3 protein-coding genes are annotated in these 3087 nt (G+C 72.4%); 1 reads left to right on the forward strand and 2 read right to left on the reverse strand.

The genetic code is table 11. From position 1 onward, the window contains the following. Window positions 1-1266 (reverse strand): histidine ammonia-lyase (hutH, locus tag VGD44_RS08205; RefSeq protein WP_331085752.1); only part of this gene is annotated, 1266 nt, incomplete at its 3' end. After that, a complete protein-coding gene (gene hutI, locus VGD44_RS08210; protein WP_331085755.1) occupies window positions 1254-2468 on the reverse strand; it encodes an imidazolonepropionase in 1215 nt (404 codons plus the stop codon). The genes hutH and hutI, both read right to left, overlap by 13 nt. A gap of 60 nt (window positions 2469-2528) precedes the next feature. Between hutI and VGD44_RS08215 the strand changes: the two genes are divergently transcribed. Further along, the coding region (locus tag VGD44_RS08215) for an amidohydrolase family protein (RefSeq protein WP_331085757.1) at window positions 2529-3087 on the forward strand (559 nt) is incomplete at its 3' end.

Here is a 3087-nt window from a genome sequence, read left to right on the forward strand (position 1 = left end):
GTGGGCGGCCATGGAGACGTGGTCCTCTTGGTTGGCCGAGGTCGGGATGGAATCGACGCTGGCCGGGTAGGCCATCTGCTTGTTCTCGGAGACCAGCGCCGCGGCGGTGACCTGCGGGATCATGAAGCCCGAGTTCAGGCCCGGCTTTGGCGTCAGGAAGGCCGGCAGGCCCGACAGCGCCGGGTCGACCAGCATGGCGATCCGCCGTTCGGCCAGCGAACCGATCTCGCAGAGGGTGAGGGCGATCATGTCGGCGGCGAAGGCCACCGGCTCGGCGTGGAAGTTGCCGCCCGACAGCGCCTCGTCGGTGTCGGCGAAGATCAGCGGGTTGTCCGAAACGCCGTTGGCCTCGTAGCCGAGGGTGGTGGCCGCCTGGCGCAGCACGTCGAGGGCGGCGCCCATCACCTGCGGCTGGCAGCGCAGGCAGTAGGGGTCCTGCACGCGCTCGTCGTCCTTCAGGTGCGAGGCGCGAATGGCGGAGCCGGCCATCAAGGACCGCAGTGCATCGCCGGCCTCGATCTGGCCCGGCTGGCGGCGCAGGACGTGGATGCGGTGGTCGAACGGGGTGTCCGAACCCTTGGCCGCCTCGGTCGATAGCGCGCCGGTGACCAGCGCCGACTGGAAGAGCCGCTCGGCCTCGAACAGGCCGGCTAGGGCATTGGCCGTGGAGAATTGGGTGCCGTTCAGCAGCGCCAGACCCTCCTTGGGCCTGAGCGTGAGCGGCGCGAGACCGGCGTCGGCGAGCGCCTTGGCGGCGGGGGTGCGGACGCCCGCGACGTCGATCTCGCCGACGCCGATCATGGCGGCGGCCATGTGCGCGAGCGGGGCCAGGTCGCCGGAGGCCCCGACCGAGCCCTGGGCCGGGATCACGGGCGTTAGGCGTTTCGCCAGCAGGGCTTCGAGCAGCGCGATGGTGGCCGGCGCGACGCCCGAGGCGCCCTGGGCCAGGCTGGCCAGCTTCAGGGCCAGCATCAGCCGGGCGATCGGCTCGGGCGACGGTTCGCCCACTCCGGCGGCGTGGCTGAGCACGATGTTGCGCTGGAGGGTGGCCAGATCGTCGGCGCCGATGCGCACCGAGGCCAGCTTCCCGAAGCCGGTGTTGATCCCGTAGGCGGGCTCGCCCTTGGCCACGATCCGGCCCACGGCCGCGGCGCTGGCGGCGACCGCGGCCGCGCAAGCGGGATCCAGCCGGACGTCGGCGCCGCGGTAGATCGCCCGCCACTCGGCCAAGGGAACGTCGCCGGGGCGCAGGGTCACCGCGTCCATGTGGTCTGGCCTCCGAGTACGCGGGCGTGAAGGGGGTTGAAGCCGATGCGGTAGACGAGCTCGGCGGGCCGATCGATATCCCAGACGGCGAGGTCGCAGCGCTTGCCGGCCTCGAGCGTGCCGGTGGCGTCGAGGCGGCCCAGCGCGCGGGCGGCCTCGCGGGTGACGCCGGCCAGGCACTCGTCGACCGTCATGCGGAACAGCGTCGCCGCCATGTTCATGACCAGCAGCAGCGAGGTCATCGGCGAGGTGCCGGGATTGCAGTCGGTGGCGAGCGCCATCGGCACGCCGGCTGCGCGCAGGGCTTCGATCGGCGGCAGCCTGGTCTCGCGGACGAAGTAGTAGGCGCCCGGCAGCAGGGTCGCGACCGTGCCGGCCTTGGCCATGGCCGCGATCCCGGCGTCGTCCAGGTGCTCGAGGTGGTCGGCCGACAGGGCCCCGAAGTTGGCGGCCAGCGCGGCGCCGTGGAGGTTGGAGAGCTGTTCGGCGTGCAGCTTCACGGGCAGTCCGTGGGCGTGGGCGGCCTCGAAGACGCGGCGCGTCTGGTCGGGCGTGAAGCCGATTCCCTCGCAGAAGGCGTCGACGGCGTCGGCCAGACCCTCGGCGGCGACCGCTGGGATCATCTCTCGGCAGACGAGGTCGATGTAGCCGTCGGCGTCGTCCCTGAACTCTGGGGGCAGGGCGTGGGCGCCGAGGAACGTCGTGGCGATCGTGACCGGCCGGACCTCGCCCAGCCGCCGCGCTGCGCGCAGCGACTTCAGCTCGTGCGCCAGCGACAGCCCGTAGCCTGACTTGACCTCGACGGTGGTGAGGCCCTCCGCGATGAGGGCGTCCAGGCGCGGGAGGGACTGGGCGACGAGGTCGTCCTCGGAGGCGGCGCGGGTGGCCGCCATGGTCGAGACGATGCCGCCGCCCGCCAGGGCGATCTCCTCGTACGACGCCCCGGCCAGCCGCAGCTCAAACTCCCGGGCGCGGTCGCCGCCGTAGACCAGGTGCGTGTGCGGGTCGATCAGGCCGGGGGTGATCCAGCGGCCTTCGCAGTCGATCGTCTCGGCCGCCTCCGGCGCGTCGGCTTCGGCCCCGACCCAGGCGATCCGGCCGTCGAGGGCCGCGATAGCGCCACGTTCGATCTCGCCCAGGCCAGGCCGGCCGGGCGCGAGAGTGGCGAGGCGGGCGTTCCGCCAGACCCGATCGCAGCGCATGTGGCCTTACTAGCGACGCGCCAGGATTTTGTATAGACATATTCCCAAGCGAGGTTTGCGATGTCCCACTGGTTCGAGACCGCACTGCTGCCGGAGGGTTGGGCGCGAGGCGTCCGGCTGGTCGACGAGGCCGGACGGATCGCGTCGGTCGCGACGGGGGTCGCGGCCGAGCCCGGCGACGCCCGGCACGTCATCGGCCTGCCTGGCATGCCCAACCTGCACAGCCATGCCTTCCAGCGCGCCATGGCCGGCCTGACCGAAGTGCGGGGCCCCGAGGGCGACAGCTTCTGGACTTGGCGCGAGCTGATGTACCGCTTCGTGGAGCGGCTGACGCCGGACGACGTCGAGGCCATCGCCGCCCAGGCCTTCGCCGAGATGTTGGAGGCGGGATTCACGCGGGTCGGCGAGTTCCACTACCTGCACCACGAGGCCGATGGCGCCGCCTTCGCCGATCCCGCCGAGATGGCCGCGCGGATCGCCGCGGCGGCCGAGGCGACGGGGATCGGGCTGACCCTGCTGCCGGTGTTCTACGCCCACTCGGGCTTCGGCGGCGCGCCGCCCACGGCCGGCCAGCGGCGGTTCGTCAACGACCTCGATGGCTACGCCCGTCTGCTCGAGG

This window comes from Phenylobacterium sp., assembly GCF_036402295.1.
Classification (GTDB): Bacteria; Pseudomonadota; Alphaproteobacteria; order Caulobacterales; family Caulobacteraceae; genus Phenylobacterium.

Excerpts from the sequence above, each read along its gene's own strand:
- hutI (WP_331085755.1), bottom strand. The coding sequence starts at position 2,468 with ATGCGCTGCGATCGGGTCTGGCGGAACGCCCGCCTCGCCACTCTCGCG.